The following is a 22,796-nucleotide window of genomic DNA, read 5'->3' on the forward strand; positions in this document are numbered from 1 at the left end:
AACCGTGAGGAACCGGGGCGAGGGTTTATTTTTTGTATAGTGCGAAACAAAGGTGGTACCGCGAAAGAATGACCTTTCGTCCTTTGAGACGAAGGGTCTTTTTGTGTTTATAACTTGTTATTCAAATGGAGGGTTCAACTATGGCTGACCACAAGAACAGAACGGCTGAGCTGACTGATTTGCAGGATGCGGAACAGCCACAAGCGCCAAGCAGCAAACAAAGCGATATGCCGACCACATATGATCCGAAGGCGGCAGAGCAGAAATGGTATGCTTACTGGATGGAGCATGGCTTCTTTGAAGCCGGTAAACGTCCGGAAGCAGAAGCCTACAGTATTGTTATTCCCCCGCCGAATGTGACGGGCATGCTGCATATCGGGCATGCGCTCGATTTCACGCTGCAGGATATTCTGATCCGCACGAAGCGGATGCAGGGCTTCGATACGCTATGGCTGCCGGGAACAGACCATGCCGGTATCGCGACCCAGACGAAGGTGGAGCAGAAGCTGCGCCAGCAGGGCATTTCCCGGCATGACTTGGGACGTGAGAAATTCCTGGAGCAGGTATGGTCCTGGAAGGACCAGTATGCCGAGACCATTCATGAACAATGGGCCAAAATGGGGCTGTCTCTGGACTATTCGCGCGAGAGGTTTACTCTGGACGAAGGATTGACCAAAGGGGTACGCCAAGTCTTTGTTGAGCTGTACCGCAAAGGCCTGATCTACCGAGGGAAACGGATTATTAACTGGGACCCGGCCGCACGTACGGCTTTGTCTGATATCGAAGTGGAATATAAGGAAGTTAACGGACATCTGTATCACCTTCGTTACCCGCTTAAAGACGGCACCGGCTTCATTACGGTAGCAACCACACGTCCGGAAACCATGCTTGGCGATACAGCGGTAGCGGTACATCCTAAGGATGAACGTTATAAAGATCTTATTGGCAAAACGCTGATTCTGCCGATCATTGGAAGAGAGATCCCGATTATTGCCGATGATTATGTTGATAAGGAATTCGGCAGCGGGGCTGTGAAGATCACCCCGGCCCATGACCCGAACGATTACGAGGTGGGACTGCGCCACAATCTGCCGCAGATCAATGTGATGGATGAGAGCGGGACGATGAACGAAGAAGCCGGCCCTTACCAGGGCCAGGATCGTAGTGAATGCCGCAAGAATATCGTCGCGGACCTCAAGGAACAGGGCGTTCTGGTGTCCATTGAAGACCATGTACACCAGGTTGGACACAGCGAACGTTCAGGAGCCGTAGTTGAGCCTTATCTGTCCACCCAGTGGTTTGTAAAGATGAAGCCGCTGGCCGAGGCAGCCATCGCCGCACAAAAGGATGGGTCCGGAGTTAACTTCGTTACGGAGCGTTTTGAGAAAACCTATTTGAACTGGATTGAAAATGTGCGTGACTGGTGTATTTCACGCCAGCTGTGGTGGGGACACCGCATTCCGGCATGGTACTCGGAATCTACGGGTGAAGTATTTGTAGCAGATACCGAAGAGGAAGCCCGCGAAATCAGCGGACTTGATGACTTGAAGCAGGATGAGGACGTTCTTGACACCTGGTTCAGCTCCAATCTGTGGCCGTTTGCCACAATGGGCTGGCCGGATGAGAACAGCAGCGACTATCAGCGTTATTTTCCGAACAATGTGCTGGTTACCGCTTACGATATTATCTATTTCTGGGTAGCCCGGATGATCTTCAGCGCGCTTGAATTTACAGGGAAGAAGCCGTTCTCCGATGTGCTGATACATGGTTTGGTACGAGATGCAGAAGGACGCAAAATGTCCAAGTCGCTCGGTAACGGGATTGATCCGCTGGATGTTATTGAACAATATGGCGCGGATGCCATGCGTTATATGATTTCCACGGGTATCACCGCCGGCCAGGATCTTCGTTTCCGTATTGAAAAGGTCGAGCAGGCCCGTAACTTTGCCAACAAAATATGGAATGCCTCGCGCTTTGCGCTCATGAATCTGGAGGGCGTAAACTTTGCAGATATTGACATTACGGGTGAGCTTTCGACAGCAGACCGCTGGATTTTACATCGTTTGAACGAAACTTCTCGTGATATTACGCGTCTAATTGACGCGTACGAGTATGGCGAGACCGGCCGTCTCTTGTACAACTTCATCTGGGATGACCTATGCGACTGGTACATCGAGTTCTCCAAGCTTACGCTGTATGGTGAGGATGCTGCGGCCAAGGCTAAGACTCAATCAGTGCTTGCCTATGTGCTTGACCGTACGCTGCGTCTGATTCATCCGTTCATGCCGTTCATCACTGAGGAAATCTGGCAGCATCTGCCGCATGAAGGGGATACCATTATGCTGGCCGAATGGCCGAAGTACGAAGCTGCACTGGAGCAGCCACAGGCTGTGGCGGAAATGAACCTGCTGATGGATGTGATCCGTGCGGTCCGCAATGTCCGTGCTGAAGTCAACGTTCCGATGAGCAAAAAGGTAGAGCTGATCATCAAAGCCGCGAGCGAAGAAACACTAAGCATTATCGCCCGCAACGATAACTACATTGGGCGTTTCTGTAACACCTCTTCCTTCGAGGCAGGCCTTAATCCGCAAACACCGGATAAGGTCATGTCCGCTGTGATTACGGGAGCAGAGCTGCTGCTGCCGCTTGCAGGTCTGATTGATATCGAACAGGAGATTACCCGACTGGAAAAAGAAGTGCAACTTCTAAACAGCGAAGTAGAGCGCGTGGAGAAGAAGCTCGGCAATCAGGGCTTTGTCGCCAAAGCGCCAGCTAAAGTCATCGAAGAGGAACGGGCAAAGCAGGCGGATTACTCTGCCAAACGTGAAAAAGTGCTAGCCCGCATCGCAGAGCTGAGAGGATAATCGACTATGGATGAGTGGATCGGGAGCGGCGGAACCGCTCCCTTAAGTTCTTATACAGAATCAGTGGATTGGATTAACGGCCTGATTCCTTTCGGCATCCGCCCAGGCCTGGAACGGATTAAACGGCTGATGGAGTTACTGGGCCAGCCCCAGCGCAAGCTGAAATTCATTCATGTGGCGGGTACGAACGGCAAAGGCTCGACCTGTGCATTTTTGACCAGTGTACTCATGAACAGCGGGTACAGCGTGGGCACCTTCACGTCCCCTTACATCACCAAATTCACGAACCGTTTTCAGTACAATGGAACGGATATTCCTGAAGAGGTGCTGGCAGAGCTTGCGAACAAGTTGCATCCGCTGGTCGAAGAGATTGCACAGACTGAGCTGGGCTCACCCACAATGTTTGAAGTTGCTACCGCTCTGGCCATTCTCTATTATGCGGAAGTCTGCTACCCCGATGTTGTCGTATGGGAGACTGGTCTTGGGGGAAGGCTGGATGTAACGAATATTGTAACCCCGATTGTGTCTATCATTACAAATGTCGGTCACGATCACACCGATGTTCTGGGGGATACTGTAGAAGAGATTGCGGGTGAAAAAGCCGGGATCATCAAACCGGGTGTTCCTGCCGTCAGCTGTGTTAGCCAGCCGGAAGCAATCGCAGTACTCAAGGCAAAAGCTGCTGCCAGCAGGTCCACACTCTACCTTGCCGGAGATGATTTCAGCTACAGCAACGCTACATTCAAGGAAGGCCTGCAGTCTTTTACCTTCAAGGGTCCTTTCCGTTCGCTTGAGCTTGACATCGCAATGAAGGGCGAGCACCAGCTCAGTAATGCAGCCGGAGCGATGATGGCGCTGGAGGTCTTGCGTCAATACATGGCTTTTATGCTGGAAGACGAGGATGTGCAGCAAGGCTTCCGCAGCACCTTTTGGGCGGGAAGACTCGAGGAAGTGCATTCTTCGCCGCGGATCGTGCTGGATGGGGCACATAACCCCGAAGGCGCGGAGAGTCTGGCCAAAAGTTTGCCGCAGTTTTACAAGTACAATCAATTAAATTTGCTCATGGGGATGCTGGCAAATAAGCATCATGAGTCATACTTCAAGCATATACTGCCTATAGTGGATACGCTCATCCTGACCGAACCGGATTTCCGGAAGAAAATGGACGCGGAAGATCTGCAGGCTATCGCAGAACGTCTGCGGGAGAAATATGCCAAAGAAAATTTGGTAATTATAGTAGAACATGATTGGGGTAGGGCGCTGCAGCTTCTGCAGTCGATCACAGCGGAGAAAGACCTTGCAGTCGTCTCCGGAACGCTGTATTTGATTTCTGATGTGCGCAGTACGCTTTTACGGCAACCCAATTCTGAAAAAGGCTGGTGACGAACTGTTGGATACTACTGAACGTGTGCATTTTATAGGGATCGGCGGCTATGGTATGAGCGCGATTGCCCGGGTAATGCTGGAAATGGGATATACGGTAACGGGCTCCGACGTGGTGGCTCAGGAACTGACCGAGAAATTAATAGCCAAAGGCGCCAAAGTGTATATTGGACATACGGCCGAGCAGGTAAAAGGCGCGGATCTTGTCGTATACTCCACGGCCCTTTCAAGTGATAATGTGGAATGGGTAGAAGCGGAACGGCTCAAGATTCCGGTCCTGCACCGCTCGCAAATGCTGGCCCGGCTGCTGAATGAACGCAAGGGCGTAGCCATTGCCGGTGCGCATGGCAAAACCACGACCTCTTCCATGATTGCGTTGATTATGGAAGATTGCGGAGTGGACCCTACTTATATTATCGGTGGGGAAATTATGAATGTCGGCACGAATGCCAAGGCCGGACAAGGGGAGTACGTCGTGGCCGAAGCGGATGAGAGCGATGGCTCCTTCCTGCAGTACCATCCTTGGCTGGGGATCGTAACGAACATTGAAGCGGATCATCTGGAGAATTACGGGGGTGATTTTGGCCGCTTGAAGGCTGCTTACGTTCAATTCATGAATCAGATGCGTGAGGACGGTACGGCGATTGTATGTGCGGATGATGAAACAGCAACCTCGCTGTTGCCTGAGGTCAAAGGCAGCGTCATCACCTACGGCATTCATTCGGGTGTAGCAGATTACATTGCGACGGACATCGTTTTAGGTGACCGGCAGGTGGCCTATACCATGAATTTTGGCAGTACGGTGCTGGGACGCATTGAGCTGTCCATACCCGGAAAATACAATCTGTACAACTCCATGGCAGCAGTGATTGCCTGTCTGAAAGCCGGAATTCCATTCCAGGCGATCGCAGAGTCCATCGTGAAATTCCATGGCGCCAAACGCCGCTTTCAAGTGCTCGGGGAGATCAATGATATTCTTGTCATCGATGATTATGCGCATCATCCTACAGAAATTCAGGCAACCATCAGCGCAGCCAAGGCAACGGGCAAACGGATTATTGCCGTATTCCAGCCCCAGCGCTATACACGGACCTTTTTCCTGCTGGATGCCTTCAGCCGTGCGTTCAGTGAAGCCGATGAAGTGATTCTCACTGACATTTATTCACCGGCCGGAGAGAAGCAGATCGAAGGTGTCAGTTCCGCCAAGCTGGTGGAATTAATTGTTCAGAACAGCAATGCCAGCGCAAGGCATCTGCCGACCAAGGAAGCTGTATTAGCTGACTTGCAGGGTCGGATTGCTCCAGGTGATCTCGTGATTACGATGGGAGCGGGAGACATTTGGAAGGTTGGGTACGCACTGGCAGAGGAACTGAAAAAACACTGAGCCTGAAGCCTACAATCTAATATTTGCACATTTTACGCAGAAACGGATACCGCTCTTTATACTAAAGGGACGGCTATACCGTTTTTGCTTGTAATAGGACAAGCATTTATCTATTCCCCCGCACATGGTGGTGTGACTTATGGCTGTACAGCTTGATATCCGAACACTGTTATATCTATTTATCTTTGGAAATCTGTTTACGGCTTTGCTTACAAGCTTCTATCGTCTTCATTCGTCCAGAGACAAAGCCTCCACCCTGTTTATAGCTGCGAAATGGCTGCAAGTGGCCTATTGGTCCTCGTTCCTGTTATGGAATGTGATGCCCCGCTATATAGCAATACCTCTTAGTAACGCTCTGATTCTAGCCGGGGGAGGCTTGGAGATTGCTGCGCTTCTTCTGATGACGGGGCTGTTTGGACGCAAAGCTAAGTTGTATTATTGGACAATCTCCGTTTGCAGTGTGATCAGCTACGGAAGTGTTGCCTTGTTTTATAACAGACCGAATATACGGGTAGCCACCACGTCGCTGTGGGCGGTGCTGTTTATGGTTTATCCTGCCTTCCGTTTGATGAAGAATCGAAAAGGCTCGCCTCTGCAGGGACTGATGGGCTTCATTTTTTACTTTTTAGCGGTGGTGATGCTGATCCGGTCGATGACTGCGCTGTTTCTGGAACCCGGTATGGGAGCGCTCTCGCCCAACCTGCCGCAGTATTTATATTTTCTGGGCATGTTCTTTTTGCTGATCGTAGGTTCGTCAGCTTTTATTCTTTTATCCAATGAACACACTTATGAGAAGTTAAAAAGAATGGCAACCTATGACGGGTTGACTGGAATCCTGGGGCGCAGGACTTTTATGCAGGAAGCGGAACAGAAACTGGCCCATGCAGTGAAGAAACAGGAATTTTTCTCTCTGCTGCTGCTGGATCTTGATCATTTTAAAAGAGTGAATGATTCGAAGGGCCACGACGTTGGCGATGCAGTTCTGCAGGATTTCGTGTTCACCATCCAGAGCAATCTCAAAACCTTTGATCTGTTCGGCAGAGTAGGCGGAGAGGAATTTGCCGTTTTACTCTGCGGACTTGACGAAGAAGACAGCGGTTGCAGGGCTGAGCAGCTAAGGCAAGCCGTGGAGGAGGGTGCCTCCAGCTTTACATATCCCGGGGAGTACACAGTCAGTATTGGTATCGTTACAGTCCTTCCGGGCCCCCTCACTTCCCTGAACATGTTGTATAAGCTTAGTGACCAGGCGTTGTATCAGGCGAAGCAGCTAGGCCGAAACCGTGTAGTACGGTCTGGTTAGAATGGCCGGGATAGCGGCATACATAGGGTTCCACCAACAAGGAGTGAGTTTGATAGCCGTCCATCTGGATCTGAATACACTGCTGGTTTGTCTATTTTTCGGGAATTTATTTACAGTTCTTCTTGTTATAGCTTATCGTTCACGCCAGTCAAAAGATAGAACCACCGGACTGTTTGTGACGGCAAAGCTTCTTCAACTGGTTATCGTGCTGATCCTGATGCAAGAGGACTTCCTTGGCCTCCGGTTCACTCTTCCGCTTAACGTCCTCCTGAGCTTGGCGGCAGGCACGGTGGAAGCTTTTTCCCTCCTGAAACTGCTGGGGGCCTATTCGGGCCGGGTCAGAACCTATTATTTTTCCCTGGCGGGATTGTCCGCTCTTTCCCTGCTGCTTATTTATATTCTGTATCCTGACAAGCCACTGCACATCGCCTCGGCAACGCTGTCCGGGGTGTTGTTTATAGTGTATCCAGCTTACATCCTAGGGATAAAGGGCAAAAAAACACCTTTGCAGGAAATGATGGGCCTGCTCTATGGAATAGTGATCCTGACTTTGCTGGGGCGGGCAGCCTTAACATTCTATACGCCGGCGGCTAGAAACTCCTTTGCTCCTGAAATCCTTCAAACCCTGTACTATATTGGTTTGTATTTGCTGATGTTCCTGGGCACTTCAGGTTTCATGCTTCTGTCCCGCGAACAATCCTATGCGGAGCTGGAAAGGGTCGCCACCTTCGATGAATTGACCGGAATTCTTAACCGCAGATCATTTGTACAGCGTGCCCGCTCCAAGATTGCCGATTTGGCCAAAGGGAATATCCCCTTTTCTTTTCTATTACTCGATATCGATCATTTCAAGAATGTGAATGATACTTACGGACATGATACCGGGGACAAGGTGCTAGGGGATTTTTCCCGCAAAATACAGGGCCAGCTTGGTGATAGCGACCTGTTCGGCAGATTTGGCGGTGAGGAATTCGCTGTTTTGCTGCATTGCTCGGATGAGGAAACCAGTGGAAGAACCGCCGAACAGCTGCGCCGCTGTGTGCTGGATGCTGTGATCGATGGCATTCCGATGCCTTACACGGTGAGCATCGGCATCATCACGGTCCACTCGGGGGAGCGGGTTCCTTTGAATACACTGTACAGACTAAGCGATACGGCGTTGTATCAAGCTAAGCAGCAAGGAAGAAACCGAGTGGTGCGAAGCCGGGAGACCCTTGGGAGTTCGTAACCTAAATAACAACAATAACAGGAGCGTTCTTTCACCTCAGCCGGGGCAGGAGCGCTTTTTGGTGTGGAAATCCATTTTTTGAAAATTATTTTTGGAAAATACATGAAACGACAAAAAAACGGTGCAAATTGGGGTAATATATCTTAAATACTTCACGAAGTAGATAGATATCAGACTATTGAAGAGTAGGAGACGAAAACAATGAGGGAGAAATTGCTATTCATATCCGCAGAAAATCCTTTTCCCCAGGACAGCGGCGGCAAGCTGAGAACTGGAAATATACTGAATATTTTACTGGCCAAATATGATGTGGATCTGCTTACTTACAGCAACACAAAGTCTTCAGCGGAGAAGTCGGAAACGCAGGGACTTGCAATGTACGAAGTAGAGCGAACAATGAATTACCGAAAAGCCATGCTTCGTTCCCTATATAAATGGCGCAACAGTTCCTACATGAGTCATGTGGATGTAGATATGCGCAGCAAGATTATGGGGTTGTGCCGTGAGAACAGCTATAGTCATATTTTTATATCCCATAGCCTGCTTGGAAGCTGCATTGATATCGTGCGTGAAGCACTACCTGAAGCTGTAATCACCACGGATGCCCACAATTTCGAGAGTGGACTCTCCGGACAGCTGGCAGCCGGGAAGAAAGGTGCAGCGAAACTGTTTTATACTCTTAATGCCGTATGGACGAAGCGGGATGAGCTTAAGCTGATGGACAAAACGAACCTGCTGCTGACCACTTCGGAACAGGATGGACTGGCATTCAAAGCACTTTCTCTCGGGAATTCGCATAAAGTCCATGTGATTCCCAACTTTATCCGTATGGGCGACTATCTGGCTAATGTGATAACTCCCAAAGAGCAGTGGATTATTTTACCGGGTAATATGAACTACTTTCCGAATATTAACGCAGCAACGTATTTCAACCGTGAGATTTACCCGCTCATCAAATTGAAGGTGCCGGGGATTAAGTGGTATATCGTGGGCAGGGATGTACACCCGGAGGTCGCAGCATTGGCTGAAAATGACCCTTCGATTGTGATCACCGGTTATGTCGACAGTGTTGCAGATTATGTGCGTAAAGCTCAAGTTGTTATTGCGCCCTTGCTGGAGGGAAGCGGCACCCGCCTAAAAATCCTGGAGGCCTGGGCGTTGAAGACACCCGTCGTCTCAACCACGAAAGGAGCAGAAGGATTGCTCTATGAGCATTCCCGGAACATTATGATTGCCGATGATCCCGCAACCTTTGCGGACAGTGTGATTCAGCTTCTTCAGGATCATGAACGCGGAATAGTGCTGGCGGACCGGGCTTATCAAACATTGATTGCCAATTATGAGGCCGAAAGTGTACGGGAGAAGCTGCTGAGTTTGGTCTAAATGGTATCGTTTTTCAAAAAAAGAATTTTTCACTCCATAAATCGACAATATTTCGCAAGAGAATACGGTACTATTGTTCTACATCTAAAGTTTCATGAAAAGCGGCGGGATGTCATCCGCTTGCTTTTTTTCTGCGCAAATATCTGCACATGACGACTGAAGTATTTCATAGATTATCAAGGAGACAGAGCCATGAGAGAAAGAATGCTGTTCCTTTCAGCCCATAATCAATGCAGTGAGGGAGCGGAGCTTCGGACAGAAAGTTTTCTTGTGATCCTTTTGGAGAAATTTGATATCGACCTTTTGGAGTATTGCCCGGGAGCCCGGGAGCGGTTTGCTAATTTTAGTCCTGCGCTTACCCTCCACCGGGCAGGTAAGGCCGTTGATCCCCGGAGAACACTGCTGCGTCCGCTGGACAGGCTCCGTTCCCAAACCTCCCATGACGCCGGAAAAGAACTGCGGATGGAGATTAAGAAACTCTGCAGCCAGCACGCCTACAGTCATGTATTTATATCCCACAGTCTGCTGGGCAACTTTATCGACCTGATTTCCACCTTGCTTCCCGGTGCAGTCATTGTTACGGATGCCCAGAGAACCGTGAGCAGGACTGTGGAAAGGGAAGGGACTGTCCAGCGTAAGATCAGGCATCATTACCGCAAAATAAATGAGGCCCGGGTCCGGCACGATGAGCGGAAGCTGATGAGCAAAACCGGTCTGCTGCTGGCCGCCAGCGAGTGGGATGCCTTGTCATTTAAGGCACTGTCTTTTGCCAATGCAGGCAAGGTACACGTTGTACCTCCATTTGTGAATCTGCAGGAGTATCAATATACCGATCCGGTATGCAAAGAGAACGGCATCATGCTTCACTGGGACATGCATACTGTTCAAGGCAAGAACGCCGTCATGTTGTTTCATAAGAAAATTTACCCGTTGATCCGGGCCGAGGTACCTGATGTTCAATGCTATATTGTAAGCAGCGCAGTACATCCCGAGGTGCTGGCCCTCTCCAGAGCGGATTCTTCCGTGAAGGTTATTGAAGAACCCGGACAAGCTGCTGAATACATACGCCGGTCCAAGGCAGTCTTGGTATATTTGCGTGAAGGCAGCCACAGTCAGAAAAAGATTCTGGAAGCTTGGGCACTCCGGACTCCGGTAGTAACCAGCCTTAGAGGTGCGGAGGCGCTAAACTGTGAGCACGGGCGGAATATATTGCTGGCCGGCACCACTGTTGCTATGGCCGAACATGCAATCAAACTGCTTCAGTCCCCCGAGCTTGGCTCCCTTATCGCTGACCGTGCTTACCGGACGCTGGTAAATCACTATGAGATGAAGAAAGTTCAGGCCAAAGTACTAAGCCTCGTGTAATTATATCAACATAGCATATCCATCTCTCGTCTATCATATATTTCCTTATAGAATAGACGATAGTGAGGTGTGTGCTTTGAGTAACGGAAGAATGACGTTCAAGTTTGAAGTGGATAACAGCAAGAAACCTGAATCAAACGAGCGCAGATCAGGAGCCGGGCTGGGTACTGCCAGAGATTACACGGAAATAGAGCAGCGGGACGGAATGGGGACCTTCGAAGAACCCAAATTGCATTTTTTTCCATCCGGTCATGCGCCTGATTTATGGGAGGGGGAACCGCAGTTTGCTCTTGTTCCGGCACAGGAGCATGAAGTGGACCAGGAGGAACGCAACTATGCTACAGCCTGGGCAACGGAGACGGAGCACTATAGTGACCTTTCCGCTCTAGGGAGTAATTTTGGCGGTTCCTACCATGCCCGCCGTCCCTCCTATTGGTGGAAGCTAGCCCTATCCATAGCCGGAGCCTTGGGGATTGGCATTCTACTTGGGTATGCTGCCTTGTCTTTTATAGGCGGCGGAAGCCTTACAGGCAGTTCCAACACGCCGAGAGTTAACTCTGCTGTGCAGGAAGGTAAGGGTACAACTGCTGTTCTGCCGCAGGATATAAGCAAAAATGCGGGAGTGAACCCCATTTCTGTACAGGTTGCAGCACAGACCTATTATCTCCTGCAGTACGGTGTGTTCAGCACTCCGGCAGGAGCAGAGCAGGCCCGTCAGGAACTGCTGGATGCAGGACTTGCAGCCGGTCTCGATCCGGCTGACGGCAACCGGGTATATGCGGGAATGTCGCCGGACCGTGAGCAGGCCAAGCTCCTCAGCAGCGGTCTGAAGAACCAGGGTATTGAGCTATATGTTAGGGAGGTTTCACTCCCTGCAGCGGCAGAAGCCGCTTACACCGGGCAAGCAGAGACTGTGAATAACTACTTCGCTGCCAGCGGGAAGCTGCTGGGTGAGCTCAGCAGGCTCTCCGCGGCCGAACTAAGCGGGCAGGAAGAGGCTGCGGAGAGTACAGAGGTCAGTACACTTCATATGCAGTGGACCGAAGCGGTCAAAGCATTGGAGCCGGGCCTGCCCGCTGAAGCTCAAAAGCTTTGTGCCGGGCTGGAGAAATCTATGAGCCAGGGGATTTCCGCGCTGAACGAGTATAACAAGAACCAAGCTCAAGGTTTGTTGTGGGAGGTGCAGGAGGCCATGATGAGTTTCCTCACCGGTCAGAAGAGCCTGCTGGCAGCCCTGACCTAAATGCTTCTTTTCATGAATTAGAAACAGTACTCCCCCGATTCCGGCAATCTGCCGGGCGGGGGAGTACTGTTATTTTGGGGAGCTGAATGATTCACTGATGCTATGTAGTCTATTTCGCAGGTCCCAGCCGATACAGATGTGCTATATAACATACCAATGATTGGCATACAGCTATGAATTCCATTGGGGAAGTGGTAATCATTTCCGTACCGGATTTTACGTTTGTATTGAACTCCGTTTCACCGTATAATAATTAGGGTGTCAAAAAATGGCGAGGGAAGACTTAGATGAAGAAGAAAAATGTGGGAATACTGCTGTTATTTCTAATTCTGGGCTGGCTAGCCGGGGCGTGGATCGCCAAACTGCTGGAACCTGTAAAAGCTTTGTCTTTTCTTACAGCCTCGACTGTACTCAAATGGTCGCCGCAAGCCGATTTGGACATCATAACCTACGACATCACTATTCATTTGAAATTGTGTCTGCTCAGTCTTGCAGGAATTATTACGGCCCTTTGGCTCTACCGGAGACTATAGCATTCGCTGTTCACTTCAGAAGGGACGCTACTACAGTGGAGCATGACAACTCACGACAGATTATTCTTGCCTCCGGTTCTCCGCGCCGCCGGGAACTGCTAACGCTGCTGGGCTTGCCCTTTAAGGTGATCTCGAGCGATGCGGATGAGAGCACGGCTCCAGGTCTTGCACCTGAGGATATTGTGCGCAGTCTCGCGCTCCGCAAAGCGGAGGCAGTCCTGCCATCTGCTGGTGAACGTGCATCCGTTATCGTTGGCAGTGACACAATCGTGGTACTGGACGGCCAAGTGCTCGGCAAGCCGTTGGACCCGCAGGACAGCAGAGCCATGCTTAAGCTGCTGCAGGGCCGGACACACCAGGTGTATACCGGAGTAGCCTGCATAGGGTTGCCTGAAGAGAAGACTGTAGTCCGGCACCGGGTAACCTCTGTAACCATGAGAGCGATGAGCATGGATGAAATCTCCGCTTACATAGCGACCGGAGAGCCTGCCGATAAGGCTGGCTCCTATGCGATCCAAGGGCTGGGCGCCACCCTGGTGGAACGGATTGAAGGCTGTTATTTTAACGTGGTCGGATTGCCGCTGTCACTGCTTGGGGAGATGTTGTCCGATTTTGACATCTCAGTGCTTGGCCTTCAAGGAACGGATTAGGAAAGAGGGATAGGGATGGAGTCGCAATTATTAATGCTGCGGGACCTCCCCCATGAAGAACGACCACGAGAGCGCATGATGCATTATGGGGCAGAATCACTAAGTCAAGCAGAGCTGCTGGCCATCCTGCTGCGTACAGGTACGCGGGCAGAATCGGCTATTCATATTGCCCAGCGGATTCTGGGACAGGCAGGCAGTCTTCGCGGGCTGGCGGACCTGAGCATTGAAGAACTGACGAATATCAAAGGCATCGGCCCTGCCAAGGCGGTGCAACTCAAAGCTGGCATAGAGCTGGGAAGACGAATGGCGAATTCCCGGCTGACCGATCCGGTCATTATCCGCTCTCCACAGGATGCGGCGGAGATATTAACCGAGCAGCTGCGTTATCTGCAGAAGGAGCATTTTGTCTGCCTCTTTCTGAATACGAAAAATCATGTTATTGCGCAGGAGACATTATCCATGGGTAGCCTCAACGCCTCCATTGTGCATCCCCGTGAGGTGTTCAGGGCAGCTATGAAATGCAGCAGCGCAGCTATCATATGCGCACATAATCATCCGAGCGGTGATCCTACGCCCAGTCCGGAGGACATCTCCTTAACCTCAAGATTGCTTCAGGCCGGGGAGATTGTCGGGATCGATGTGCTGGATCACCTGATTATTGGAGACAGCAGTTTTGTAAGTTTGAAGGAAAAAGGTTTTATGTAATACAATTGTCCAGAGATACAAGGAAAAGGAGAATACAAGCATGTTAGGTGGTTTTACGAAAGATTTAGGAATTGACCTGGGGACAGCGAATACGCTTGTCTATGTACGCGGTAAGGGGATTGTTGTCAGAGAGCCTTCCGTTGTGGCCATTAATACAGATACTAAGACCATTGAAGCCGTTGGCGAATCTGCCAAAAAAATGATCGGCCGTACGCCGGGAAATATCCGTGCCATTCGTCCAATGAAGGATGGAGTAATTGCTGATTTTGATACCACGGCAACTATGATCAAATATTTTATCCGTCAGGCGCAGAAACAGCGCTCGATGTTCCAGCGCCATCCAAATGTAATGGTGTGCGTACCGTCCGGCATCACAGCTGTGGAGCAGCGTGCTGTTGAGGATGCTACCAAGCAGGCGGGTGCTCGTGAGGCCTATATTATCGAGGAACCTTTTGCAGCTGCCATTGGTGCAGATCTTCCGGTATGGGAGCCTACAGGCAGTATGGTTGTCGATATTGGCGGAGGGACTACTGAAGTGGCTGTTATCTCCCTTGGTGGTATCGTGACCAGCCGGTCTGTTCGGGTTGCCGGCGACGAAGCGGATGAATCCATCATTCAATACATCAAGCGCCAATATAATCTCATGATCGGGGAGCGTACCTCCGAGCAGCTCAAGATGGATGTGGGCTCTGCTCTGCCTCTGGAGAAGACCGAAACCATGGAGATCCGCGGACGTGATCTCGTGACCGGTCTGCCTAAGACGTTGACCATTACCTCAGATGAGATCTGCGAAGCATTGTCAGATACCGTAAATGCCATTGTCGAGGCTGTAAAGGTAACACTGGAGAAATGTCCACCTGAACTCGCTGCTGATATTATGGATCGGGGAATTGTACTTACCGGCGGCGGCGCTCTGCTGCGGAACCTGGATAAGTTGCTGGCCCGCGAGACCGGTATGCCGGTCATTGTTGCTGAGAATCCGCTGGATTGTGTAGCTATTGGAACAGGCAAAGCCCTGGAGAATATTCATCTCTTCAAGAGCCGCAGCAGCTCAGGCCTCCGCTCCAAGCGCTAATTGTATATGCTTGTGAACGTCAACCCCTAATATGGGAGAAATACGTTTGTTAGAGGGTGTTGAAACTGTTTAAACTGTTTAACAATAAACGTCTGTTCATATTATTGATCACACTGGTCATGTTTATCGTTGTTATGGGGTTCAGTCTGGGGACGAGAAAATCCTTGTCCTGGCCGGAGAATTTCCTGAGAGATACGACTGGTTTTGTGCAGAATTTGTTCTACAAGCCCGCTGGATATGTAGCGGGCTTGTTCCAAGATATCGGAAATCTGCATGACCTGGCTGAGGAGAATGAGCAGCTCAAAATCGTTGCTGCTCAATACGCCAGGGATAAAGCGCAGTATAACTTCATCAAGGCACAATACGATCGATATCAAATCGATCTTAAGTTTACGAATGCTCAGAAGAATTTGTACAAATATGACTACCGGATCGCTAATGTGGTCAGTCTGACCACAGAGCCGAGCAACAACACGCTGGTTATTGACCTTGGTGCTAAGGATGGAATTAAGCTGAATATGTCCGTCACCTCTGTGGAGGGACTGGTTGGCGTAATCAGCAAAGTAAGCAATTTCACTTCCACGGTGAAGCTGATGACCATGATGGATCTCAATGATCCCAACTCCCAGCCTCCAATTGCGGCGACTGTCTTCAACAAGGAAGGGACGACCTTCGGAATGATTGAATCCTACGACCAGCAATCCGGGATGCTCATCATGAACAAAATCCCTGTTGGAAATCCGGTAGTCAAAGGTGATACCATCATATCTTCAGGTATTGGGGGAATATACCCGCGCGGAATGTCCATCGGAACAGTTGAGAGTGTTAAGGTAGGAGAATACGGGTTGACTTCTACTGCAATCATTAAGCCGGCGGCAGGATTCCAGGACTGGAAGGAACTCTTCGTTGTCTTTACGCAGGAGCGTGCCGAATAGTGAAGATGCGCAGATCCGTATTAATTCTGTTATTATTTCTATTATTTATTGTTGAAGGCACGATAATGCCCTGGTTGCTTCCGAATGCCTGGGAGATGCGGATTATTCCTAATCTCGTTTTTATCGTTATACTGTTTGTGACAGTATACCATCACCGACATACGGCACTTATTCTTGGTTTGTCTTTCGGTATGCTGCACGATGTGGTCTTTTACGGCAGGATTCTTGGTGCCCATTCGTTCGCAATGGGGTTGTCCGCTTATCTGATTGGCCTGATATTTCAGATTCCGCGCGCCCCGCTGCCGCTGATGATGACGGTGGTGCTGCTGGGCAGCCTTCTTGAGGATAGTGTGCTTTTTGCCATTTACAGTGTATTTAATTTAGGCCAGGTTCCTTATAACTGGGCATTGCTGCATCACATGCTGCCTACCATGTTATTTCATTTTGCTATCGCCCTGCTCCTTTATGTTCCTCTCCGGAGGCAGATTGAACTGCTGAAGAAAGAGACCCGCAAGGAAGAGGCAGCGTGAAGCCGGACTGCATTTTCTTACATGGGAAAGAAGGAATTTGCCTGGCCCGGCACGAATGAATGAGAATGGGGGGACAGGCATATGACAGTACAATCCAAGCATGTAAGGATCAAGGGCATCAAGGATGGCCTGGTATTCCTGCTAGACGACAAGTGTCCCTTTGAAGATCTCTTAAGTGAACTTCGCTATAAGCTGGAGCACAGCCATCAGAATATATTGACCGGACCGATTGTGCATGTGGACATTAAGCTGGGCAGCCGTCCCGTGACTGAAGAAGATAAAGAAGCCATTCTCAACATTCTGAAGAGCCAGGGCAATCTGCTGATCCGTTCTGTAGAAGCGTTGGAGGAACCCGGTGAGAAGGACAGTGATGCCCTGTTTCTGATCAGTGGCATGCTTCGCTCGGGCCAAGTGCTGCATCATGAAGGAAATCTTCTGTTTTTGGGTGATGTGAATCCCGGAGGGTCGATTACCTGTACGGGTGATATTTATATTCTCGGAGCGCTCCGCGGAATGGCTCATGCCGGAGTAGATGGCAACCAGGAGGCAATTATTGCTGCATCTTTGCTGTCACCTACACAACTGCGGATTGCCGATGTCATTAGCCGCCCGCCAGATGAATGGGGTACCCGTGAGAGCAGCATGGAATTTGCCTATTTATCGAGCGGTGCTATGCAGATCGACAAAATTCATAATATAGTCAAATTACGTCAGGGTTTAAATGTGTTTAAAGGGGTGTAGCCTCCATGGGAGAAGCGATTGTCGTAACCTCGGGCAAAGGCGGAGTTGGCAAAACAACCACAACGGCCAATATTGGCACCGCGCTTGCATTGCAGGGCAAAAAAGTATGTCTGGTCGATACCGACATTGGACTTCGGAATCTGGATGTAGTTATGGGGCTGGAGAACCGCATCATATATGATCTTGTGGATGTAGCGGAAGGACGCTGCCGCCTGAACCAGGCACTGGTGAAGGACAAGCGTTTTGATGAACTGTACATGCTGCCTGCAGCGCAGACCAAAGACAAGACCTCTGTTACACCAGAGCAGGTAAAGGATATTATTCTTGAACTCAAGAAGGAATACGAATACATCCTGATTGATTGTCCCGCTGGAATCGAGCATGGGTTCCGTAATGCTATTGCCGGAGCAGACAAGGCCATTGTCGTGACTACTCCGGAGCATGCCGCAGTACGGGATGCGGACCGGATTATTGGCCTTTTGGAGCAATCCCATGTAGAGTCGCCGAAACTGGTAGTTAACCGGATTCGGCCGGGACTTGTGAAATCAGGGGATATGCTTGATATTGAGGATATTCTGCAGGTACTGAATATTGATTTGATCGGTATTGTTCCTGATGATGAACTGGTTATCAAGGCGGCGAATAGCGGAGAGCCAACTGTAATGAACCCTGATTCGGCAGCGGCAATCGCTTACCGCAATATCGCCCGGCGTATCCTGGGTGATGCGGTACCACTGATGCAGCTTGACCGGAAGCCAGGTACCTTCAAGAAGCTGAAGAAGTTCTTCGGTATGGGCTGAAGCGGAATCATAGTCTAAGTAGTACCAAGTGTCAGCAAAGATCCCGTCTGCAGATTAGTCTGCGGCGGGATTTTTGCTTCGAACCTTAAGGGATTTTATAGGATGTACGCTAACAATTTTCAGGAATGCCGACAATAAGTCTCCAGCTAAATACCATTCATTCCATTTCTGTACCCTTCCGGCCGGGGCTTGTTCTAAAGCAGCCTGCGACGTTCATAAAATGAAAGTAAACAAGCCCGCCGGAGGGATCGATATGGAACAGAAATCAGATATTAAAGGCCGCCGCAAACAGCGTATCCGCAACCTGCTGGAGCAGGATGATGCTTCGCAGAAGGCAGCGGTACCACCGCTGTTCGCACTGCCTGACCAGACAACAACCTTCAAGGAATGGGGAGAAGGAGCCTCCCATGATTTTTCCAAGATTCCTGAGCCCGATCCTGAGGCCATGTGGAAGCAGCGGCGTAATAACTGGGTGGATGAAGGCGGAGGAGACAAGCCTGGGTTTGCTTCGGGCTTTATGCGGAAGACTATTGCGAGCCTCGTTGTGTTTGGTGCTGTATGGGGGATCTTCAACGTTCAACAGCCCTGGGCGCTGAAAGTGCAGGTGTTTATTGCCGATGCCCTCTCCCGGGATATGGACTTTGCCGCCGCTGAGGTTTGGTATGAAGAGCATTTCAGCGGAGCGCCGGCGTTTATTCCGATTTTTGGTGATAAGAATCCTCCAGCCGAGAAAGTGACTGCTGCTCATGACCTGAATGCTCCGCTTGAGGGAAGCATTGTCCGTCCTTTTGCAGCAACATTAAAGGGTGTGGAGATTATGCCAGCAGTAAATTCAAACAGTTCACTCACGGTGAAAAGTGTAGATACAGGACGCGTTTTGTCCGTTGCCAAAGAAGCAGAGGGCGGAATACGGATTACGGTACGGCATACCGGAGATGTAACGGCTGAATATGGGCATCTAAGCGGAACGAAGCTGGCTGCGGATGATTGGGTTCAGAGCGGAGATACCATTGGCTGGCTTGAGGAACAGGAGAATGCTTCTGTACCCCTGCTTTTTTTTGCAATTATGAAAGACAAGACTTATATTGATCCCGCTGAAGTGGTATCGTTTGATTAGGATCAGAGGTATTGAACTGTCGCTGCATCCCCTATTCGTTCTGATTATGCTGCTCTCCGTGATCACAGGACAGTTCCTGGAGCTGTTGACGTTGTTCACCATTGTATTCATCCACGAGTTGGGACATGTGTGTGCTGCGCTGCTCTGCGGGGTACACGTGAAATCCATACAGCTGCTTCCTTTTGGTGGGGTAGCGGTAATGGAGGATCATGGACGGCTTAACGCGACCCGGGAGATCGGCATAGCGGTTGCTGGACCTTTGCAGAATCTGTTGCTGATATTGATGGCCTATGGACTCCAGCAGGCTGGATATGGAAGCAGCGGCTTCCTGGCTTATTTCATACAAGCCAATGCCATTATCGGTCTGTTTAATCTGCTGCCGGTACTCCCTCTGGATGGCGGGAAAATATTTCAGGCGACGCTTAGTCTGCTGCTTCCCTATTATGTCACATTACTATGGTGTGGCAGAGTGAGCATCGCGGCGAGTGTGCTGGTGGTGCTGTACTCCATCCTGCCGCTGGGTACGGGCGGAGGGCTCCGTCTGAATCTCCTGATGATCGGTGCGTTTCTTCTTTATTCGAACATTACGGATCAGCGCAATTTACCGTATCGGTTTGTCTCTTTTTTGATGAACAGGGAGGCGGTTTATGAACGTTACCGGCAGTCGGGAAGCGCGGTGCGTCCGATAGTTGCCTTTTCCGCGAAACCTTTGGATGATATATTGCGTCTATTTAAACGTAACCATTATCATTTTATCTATGTAATGAATGAAGAAAAGACCATAGTGGCCGTTGTGCCGGAGCAGAAATTGATCTCTTCTTATTTTGGAATGTAAATGTGGACATGAAACGTCCAGCTAGTAATGGACAGTGGAAGATTGATTCAAACCAGAGGTGAAGCCATGAAACAAATGATCGTTCACTGCACGCAGCATGTTACCCGGATGGCTCTTCTGGACAATGGGAGCCTGGTGGAATATGCGGCTGAACGAGATCAGCAGCAAGGACTGGTCGGGAGCTACTACAAGGGCCGGGTTATGAATGTATTGCCAGGAATGCAGGCTGCTTTTGTTGATATCGGACAGAAGAAGAATGCCTTTTTATATGTGGATGACGTGCTGCATCCCCATCTGGAGAGGCAGCCTGAGGTGAAGCCCTCCATTGAAACGCTGCTGGAGCCCGGCCAGGAAATTGTGGTCCAGGTGAGAAAAGAGCCGCGGGGCGGCAAAGGTGCGCGTGTCACAACCCACTATACACTTCCGGGACGCTGGATGGTGTACATGCCTTATGCAGAATATGTCGGTGTATCCAAAAAAATCAGCCGTGAATCGGAACGCACCAGACTAAAAGGAATGGGTGAACGGCTCCGCAGGCGTGAAGAGGGTATTATTATGCGGACTGTTTCGGAGGATGAGCCGGTGGAGGCCGTTGAAGGCGACCTCTCCTTTTTGCGGGCACAGTGGGAAATGATCATCCGCCGGTCACAGGAAGCCGTGGCGCCGGCACTTCTTCACTCTGATCTCAGTATTGTGCAGCGCTTCATCAGGGATGCCTTTAACCCACAGCGTGATGAACTGATGATTGATTCGGCCAAGGCCGTCCGGGAGGCGCAAGCCTTTCTGAATGACATGGCCCCTGGAAAATACAAGCCTGTGGGGTTTTATCATGGACAGGAGTCCATCTTTACGGCTTACGGGGTGCAGGAACAGCTCCACAAAAGTTTCGAAAGGAAGATTACGCTGGAGGGTGGAGCAACGCTGATCTGGGATGAGACAGAGGCGTTAACTGTAATTGATGTCAATACCGCGCAATACATCGGCGGATCTACGCTCGAGGAGACTGTAACACGTACGAATCTCTTGGCGGCGAAAGAGATCGGACGATTGATTCGCTTGCGCGATACGGGAGGCATTATCATCATCGACTTTATTGATATGCAGCACGAGGAGCACCGGCGGATGGTTACGGAACGGCTCGAGGGGGTCATCAGCCGCGACCGCACACAGACGCATATTCTGGGCTGGACGCACCTGGGATTGCTCGAGATGACCCGCAAGAAGGCGAGACATGATTCTGCGGGTTTTGCCCCGGTGATCTGCCAATGCTGCGGAGGTACAGGCAAAATTGGTTCGTGGCTGGAATGAGCCATGGACTCCCGGTGCATGCAATTTATAATTTTTGAATCATTGACTGTATGGATTATGTATGCTATTATCTTCAAGTATGTGTTTGGTTGTTCTAATCCTACACATGCTGCAACCGCTCCGATCGGGTACATAAGCGCGTTCCCCCTGGGAACTGCCACCTAGACTAGGCGAGTCTGAGACATGAGGAGGTGCAAGTACAATGTATGCAATTATCGAAACTGGCGGTAAACAATACAAAGTCCAAGAGGGCGACGTGTTGTTCATTGAGAAGCTGGAAGCTGAAGACGGCGCAAGCGTAACGTTTGACCGTGTATTGGCTGTTTCTAACGATGGTGGTCTGACTGCAGGAACTCCGCTGGTAAGCGGCGCGTCTGTAACAGCTAAAGTCGAGAAACATGGTAAGGGTCAGAAGGTTGTAGTCTACAAATACAAACCGAAGAAGAACTACCACAAGAAACAAGGTCATCGTCAACCGTACACTAAAGTAACTATCGAGAAGATTCAAGCGTAAGAAGGTGCGTTAATGATTAACGTCCGGATTACACGTGCTTCTGCTCAAGGTGCGATTGTCGGTTTTGCCGTTAAAGGGCATGCGGAATACGCAAAGAACGGCAGGGATATCGTCTGCGCCGGCGTTTCCACCATCACGGTTGGAACGGTGAATTCGATTGAACGTCTGACAGGCGTTGTTCTGGATACTTCGATGAAGGATGGATTTCTTAGCGGGACAATCGTTCCCATAGATCATCCTGAAGTGTCTGCCAAGGTCCAGTTACTACTGGAGTCGATGGTACTCATGCTTGGTGATATCGCAGATTCATACGGGAAGTATATTAAGATACAGGAAGTCATTATTTAAAGAAGGAGGTTGACCAACATGTTGAAATTGGATCTTCAATTGTTCGCATCGAAAAAGGGTGTAGGTTCTACAAAGAACGGACGTGATTCCCACTCCAAGCGTCTTGGCGTAAAACGTGCTGACGGTCAAGCAGTTACCGGCGGCAACATTCTGGTTCGTCAACGCGGAACCAAAATCCACCCGGGCACTAACGTAGGCATCGGTAAAGATGATACGCTGTTCGCTTTGGTTGATGGCGTAGTGAAGTTCGAACGTTGGGGCCGCGATCGCAAAAAAGTGAGCGTGTACCCGGTTGATGTCGCTCCGGTAGCAGCGGCACTGGAAGCGTAAGCTTTCGGAATCAAATTGCAAGTAGAAGCCTCCGGCATGAGTGCCGGGGGCTTTTTTTCAGGAGTATCTTTTTGAATTTGAATTTGAATTTGAATTTGAATTTGAATTTGAATTTGAATTGGAATTGCTGGTGATTGCTAAGAAACCCTGTGTTATACTGAAAAATGGTAAATATCAAGTGAAGAGAACGGCTAAATGGGCATGAATTTTGCGAACTGAGGGACG

General features: G+C 50.1%; 22 protein-coding genes and 1 other annotated feature. All 22 genes read left to right on the forward strand.

Translation table 11 applies throughout. From position 1 onward, the window contains the following. The first annotated feature begins 227 nt into the window (after positions 1-227). The 22 genes from A3842_RS18520 to rpmA all read left to right on the forward strand — a co-directional run bounded on the left by A3842_RS18520 (position 228) and on the right by rpmA (position 22,571). Positions 228-2,864 carry a valine--tRNA ligase gene (locus A3842_RS18520; protein ID WP_074086601.1) on the forward strand — a complete coding sequence of 879 codons (2,637 nt, stop codon included), beginning with the start codon at positions 228-230 and terminating at the stop codon, positions 2,862-2,864. Between the two features lie 6 nt (positions 2,865-2,870). Continuing rightward, positions 2,871-4,247, forward strand: coding sequence for a bifunctional folylpolyglutamate synthase/dihydrofolate synthase (locus A3842_RS18525; RefSeq protein ID WP_074102318.1), 1,377 nt, complete (start codon positions 2,871-2,873; stop codon positions 4,245-4,247). A 7-nt stretch (positions 4,248-4,254) separates the two neighbouring features. Continuing rightward, positions 4,255-5,631, forward strand: a complete 1,377-nt coding sequence (gene murC, locus A3842_RS18530) for a UDP-N-acetylmuramate--L-alanine ligase (RefSeq protein WP_074086574.1) — start codon at positions 4,255-4,257, stop codon at positions 5,629-5,631. A 139-nt stretch (positions 5,632-5,770) separates the two neighbouring features. Continuing rightward, positions 5,771-6,931, forward strand: a complete 1,161-nt coding sequence (locus tag A3842_RS18535; RefSeq protein WP_074102319.1) for a GGDEF domain-containing protein — start codon at positions 5,771-5,773, stop codon at positions 6,929-6,931. Positions 6,932-6,974: 43 nt separating this feature from the next. After that, a complete protein-coding gene (locus tag A3842_RS18540) occupies positions 6,975-8,159 on the forward strand; it encodes a GGDEF domain-containing protein (protein WP_178382375.1) in 1,185 nt (394 codons plus the stop codon). A 201-nt stretch (positions 8,160-8,360) separates the two neighbouring features. Then, on the forward strand, positions 8,361-9,542 hold the full coding sequence (locus A3842_RS18545; protein ID WP_074102321.1) for a glycosyltransferase family 4 protein: 1,182 nt from the start codon (positions 8,361-8,363) through the stop codon (positions 9,540-9,542). Between the two features lie 192 nt (positions 9,543-9,734). Next, positions 9,735-10,907, forward strand: coding sequence for a glycosyltransferase (locus A3842_RS18550; RefSeq protein WP_074102322.1), 1,173 nt, complete (start codon positions 9,735-9,737; stop codon positions 10,905-10,907). A gap of 76 nt (positions 10,908-10,983) precedes the next feature. Beyond that, entirely contained in the window at positions 10,984-12,150 is a 1,167-nt protein-coding gene (locus A3842_RS18555; RefSeq protein WP_074102323.1) for an SPOR domain-containing protein, read from the forward strand. A gap of 287 nt (positions 12,151-12,437) precedes the next feature. Continuing rightward, complete coding sequence (locus A3842_RS18560) at positions 12,438-12,683, forward strand: DUF4321 domain-containing protein (protein ID WP_074086580.1); 246 nt, start codon at positions 12,438-12,440, stop codon at positions 12,681-12,683. A 35-nt stretch (positions 12,684-12,718) separates the two neighbouring features. Beyond that, positions 12,719-13,333, forward strand: coding sequence for a Maf family protein (locus tag A3842_RS18565; protein WP_074102324.1), 615 nt, complete (start codon positions 12,719-12,721; stop codon positions 13,331-13,333). 15 nt (positions 13,334-13,348) lie between these two features. Further along, a complete protein-coding gene (gene radC / locus A3842_RS18570) occupies positions 13,349-14,038 on the forward strand; it encodes a RadC family protein (protein ID WP_074086582.1) in 690 nt (229 codons plus the stop codon). 40 nt (positions 14,039-14,078) lie between these two features. After that, on the forward strand, positions 14,079-15,113 hold the full coding sequence (locus tag A3842_RS18575) for a rod shape-determining protein (protein WP_074086583.1): 1,035 nt from the start codon (positions 14,079-14,081) through the stop codon (positions 15,111-15,113). A 56-nt stretch (positions 15,114-15,169) separates the two neighbouring features. Continuing rightward, positions 15,170-16,048 carry a rod shape-determining protein MreC gene (mreC, locus tag A3842_RS18580; RefSeq protein WP_074086584.1) on the forward strand — a complete coding sequence of 293 codons (879 nt, stop codon included), beginning with the start codon at positions 15,170-15,172 and terminating at the stop codon, positions 16,046-16,048. Then, complete coding sequence (gene mreD, locus A3842_RS18585) at positions 16,048-16,578, forward strand: rod shape-determining protein MreD (RefSeq protein ID WP_083606960.1); 531 nt, start codon at positions 16,048-16,050, stop codon at positions 16,576-16,578. Before mreC ends, mreD begins: the two co-directional genes overlap by 1 nt. A gap of 81 nt (positions 16,579-16,659) precedes the next feature. Continuing rightward, a complete protein-coding gene (minC, locus tag A3842_RS18590; protein ID WP_074086585.1) occupies positions 16,660-17,319 on the forward strand; it encodes a septum site-determining protein MinC in 660 nt (219 codons plus the stop codon). A 5-nt stretch (positions 17,320-17,324) separates the two neighbouring features. Next, positions 17,325-18,119, forward strand: a complete 795-nt coding sequence (gene minD, locus A3842_RS18595) for a septum site-determining protein MinD (protein WP_074086586.1) — start codon at positions 17,325-17,327, stop codon at positions 18,117-18,119. A gap of 253 nt (positions 18,120-18,372) precedes the next feature. Continuing rightward, positions 18,373-19,236 carry a M23 family metallopeptidase gene (locus A3842_RS18600; protein ID WP_074102325.1) on the forward strand — a complete coding sequence of 288 codons (864 nt, stop codon included), beginning with the start codon at positions 18,373-18,375 and terminating at the stop codon, positions 19,234-19,236. Continuing rightward, complete coding sequence (locus A3842_RS18605; protein WP_074102326.1) at positions 19,229-20,071, forward strand: M50 family metallopeptidase; 843 nt, start codon at positions 19,229-19,231, stop codon at positions 20,069-20,071. The genes A3842_RS18600 and A3842_RS18605 overlap by 8 nt, the downstream gene beginning before the upstream one ends. 66 nt (positions 20,072-20,137) lie before the next feature. Beyond that, positions 20,138-21,379, forward strand: a complete 1,242-nt coding sequence (locus A3842_RS18610) for an Rne/Rng family ribonuclease (protein WP_074102327.1) — start codon at positions 20,138-20,140, stop codon at positions 21,377-21,379. Between the two features lie 103 nt (positions 21,380-21,482). Beyond that, positions 21,483-21,567 (forward strand) — a sequence feature (ribosomal protein L21 leader region). A gap of 14 nt (positions 21,568-21,581) precedes the next feature. Beyond that, complete coding sequence (gene rplU / locus A3842_RS18615) at positions 21,582-21,893, forward strand: 50S ribosomal protein L21 (RefSeq protein ID WP_074086590.1); 312 nt, start codon at positions 21,582-21,584, stop codon at positions 21,891-21,893. 12 nt (positions 21,894-21,905) lie between these two features. Further along, positions 21,906-22,241 (forward strand): ribosomal-processing cysteine protease Prp, encoded by a 336-nt coding sequence (locus A3842_RS18620; RefSeq protein WP_074086591.1) that lies wholly within the window; start codon positions 21,906-21,908, stop codon positions 22,239-22,241. An 18-nt stretch (positions 22,242-22,259) separates the two neighbouring features. Then, positions 22,260-22,571 (forward strand): 50S ribosomal protein L27, encoded by a 312-nt coding sequence (gene rpmA, locus A3842_RS18625; protein ID WP_020429282.1) that lies wholly within the window; start codon positions 22,260-22,262, stop codon positions 22,569-22,571. The last annotated feature ends 225 nt before the right edge of the window (positions 22,572-22,796 follow it).

This window comes from Paenibacillus sp. P3E, from assembly GCF_001909045.1.
Taxonomy (GTDB): Bacteria; Bacillota; Bacilli; order Paenibacillales; family Paenibacillaceae; genus Paenibacillus_AQ; species Paenibacillus_AQ helianthi.

Bases quoted from the DNA above. Each gene is read 5' to 3' on its own strand.
- A3842_RS18610 (WP_074102327.1), top strand. From the start codon at position 20,138: ATGAAACAAATGATCGTTCACTGCACGCAGCATGTTACCCGGATGGCT.
- A3842_RS18575 (WP_074086583.1), top strand. From the start codon at position 14,079: ATGTTAGGTGGTTTTACGAAAGATTTAGGAATTGACCTGGGGACAGCG.
- minC (WP_074086585.1), top strand. From the start codon at position 16,660: ATGACAGTACAATCCAAGCATGTAAGGATCAAGGGCATCAAGGATGGC.
- A3842_RS18550 (WP_074102322.1), top strand. From the start codon at position 9,735: ATGAGAGAAAGAATGCTGTTCCTTTCAGCCCATAATCAATGCAGTGAG.
- A3842_RS18525 (WP_074102318.1), top strand. From the start codon at position 2,871: ATGGATGAGTGGATCGGGAGCGGCGGAACCGCTCCCTTAAGTTCTTAT.
- minD (WP_074086586.1), top strand. From the start codon at position 17,325: ATGGGAGAAGCGATTGTCGTAACCTCGGGCAAAGGCGGAGTTGGCAAA.
- rpmA (WP_020429282.1), top strand. From the start codon at position 22,260: ATGTTGAAATTGGATCTTCAATTGTTCGCATCGAAAAAGGGTGTAGGT.
- radC (WP_074086582.1), top strand. From the start codon at position 13,349: ATGGAGTCGCAATTATTAATGCTGCGGGACCTCCCCCATGAAGAACGA.
- rplU (WP_074086590.1), top strand. From the start codon at position 21,582: ATGTATGCAATTATCGAAACTGGCGGTAAACAATACAAAGTCCAAGAG.
- A3842_RS18600 (WP_074102325.1), top strand. From the start codon at position 18,373: ATGGAACAGAAATCAGATATTAAAGGCCGCCGCAAACAGCGTATCCGC.
- A3842_RS18560 (WP_074086580.1), top strand. From the start codon at position 12,438: ATGAAGAAGAAAAATGTGGGAATACTGCTGTTATTTCTAATTCTGGGC.
- A3842_RS18520 (WP_074086601.1), top strand. From the start codon at position 228: ATGCCGACCACATATGATCCGAAGGCGGCAGAGCAGAAATGGTATGCT.
- A3842_RS18535 (WP_074102319.1), top strand. From the start codon at position 5,771: ATGGCTGTACAGCTTGATATCCGAACACTGTTATATCTATTTATCTTT.
- A3842_RS18620 (WP_074086591.1), top strand. From the start codon at position 21,906: ATGATTAACGTCCGGATTACACGTGCTTCTGCTCAAGGTGCGATTGTC.
- A3842_RS18545 (WP_074102321.1), top strand. From the start codon at position 8,361: ATGAGGGAGAAATTGCTATTCATATCCGCAGAAAATCCTTTTCCCCAG.